1 protein-coding gene is annotated in these 1,663 nt (G+C 50.2%); it reads right to left on the bottom strand.

The features are described 5' to 3' along the window. Positions 1-178: 178 nt before the first annotated feature. A partial coding sequence (locus KGY70_08065) for a hypothetical protein (GenBank protein ID MBS3775126.1) occupies positions 179-1,663 on the bottom strand: 1,485 nt, incomplete at its 5' end.

Raw genomic sequence — 1,663 nt, 5'->3', positions numbered from 1 at the left:
CAATTTATTGCTGTTGCAAATAGAAAATTAAAGTGTCTTTTACTAAATCGAGCAATTTTACTTCCAAAGTTATGGAGATAATGACTCAATAGAAATCAATAATTTAACCTATTTGTGTATTATTTTAACCTTTAGAAAACGGAATTTTATACCCATTATTGAAAGCCTTCCTTTTTCATTACATTTCGGGTACCAGTTCAAAGTTTGTTTCCTGCTGAGCATCATAATTTATCCAGATCATGGTAGTGGGATTTCCGTTCACATCCCTTTCCAAACCAACTTTGTATTGATCTTCATCGAGCTTTTGGCCGTTGGCCGTTACTGACAGATCATCCGGAGCCCATCCTTTCACTTTCAGCACGGGATTGAACACCGGCGACTGCTCAGAGCCTGCCAGCGAGAAGGAAAAGTTGTCGTCGCCGGATGCCTTGACAATGTAAGCCCGCTCGGCCTTCTTATAGCCTTGACTGTTGAAACCATTGCTGGCGATGGTGAGCGCGGGGGGATTGTTCCAGGAGCGGGCAATTTTCAGCACCCTGTCCTTGTCCCTGGCCATGCCGTATAACGCAAAATTGGCATTGGCATCGCCCCAACTCAGCGACGAATGGCTGACCCTGTCTTTGGCCTGGGCATAACGTCCGTCGGATTCAACCTGTGCCACCGGCCAATGGTTCCACCAGGGGAAGTGGGAATATTCGGGCCGCACTTCCAGGTCGAAGACATCAAAGCCTCCGCCTTCCACAAAAATCAGGAATGGCTTGTATTCCGACTTGAGGTTGATGATCTGTATGTTGGCCCCTTCCAGGTCAAACTCGGGGTAACCCTCTTCCCATGAATAGGTTTTCGATTCCCCTTCAAGGTTCATCAGCGTCACTGCATCCAGATGGATGTTGTCCTCAGGCTTGGTGCCCGGTTCATTGAAAAAGATGGTCTCCTGCCATCCGCCTATTCCTGGCTCCAGGCTTCTTACTGCCACAGCATCGGGATAAATATAGTAATCCTCATTGCCCCATTCTCCAAAACCGGTGTTGTTGGGCAATTCTCTGGCCTTGTACTTGACGTCCATCTGCCTGTACCGCCAGTTGACCGTGATTCGGGCATCGTGATTCTCAATGATGGAAACGCGCGAGCTCCGGGTCTTGGCATCGGACATGTGCTCGATACAGCCGGTGGGCATATTATTGGCCGAGCCCTGGTTCAGGAACCAGTTGTTGCCGGTCTCACGACTCTGATCGGCCATCCATTTGCCGTTTTCAGTCACCCATGCAGGTGAATAACGGCTTCCTCTCCAGAACATCACTTTCACCGGTGAGCGGTCGAACTGAACCACCACATCCATATGGTCGCCTGGCGGCCATATGCCGTCCCAGCCGGGATAATACTCCAGACGGGTATAATCGGCGGTAAAATCATCATAACCTTCCACCAAAGGAAAATCACGTTCCTGGAGCTTGTGCTCATGCTCGGGTGTGGTGAAGGCATACTTCTCTTCTACCTCATCCGGCGAGAGCACCTTGCTGTATATCCTGGTCTCGTCAATGATGCCATCCAAAGTATACTGCGAGGGATGGGTGGCCCAGGTCCTGACCGGGTCGGTCGGAGCCATAGGGTCCTTGTTCATCCCAAGGCGAAAACCCTCTTCCAGCTCGCTGTAGGTGATGCC

It is taken from the genome of Bacteroidales bacterium, from assembly GCA_018334875.1.
GTDB lineage: Bacteria > Bacteroidota > Bacteroidia > Bacteroidales > UBA12077 > JAGXLC01.
The sequence above is the reverse complement of the archived record's forward strand: the minus strand, read 5'-3'. Positions and strand labels throughout refer to the sequence as shown.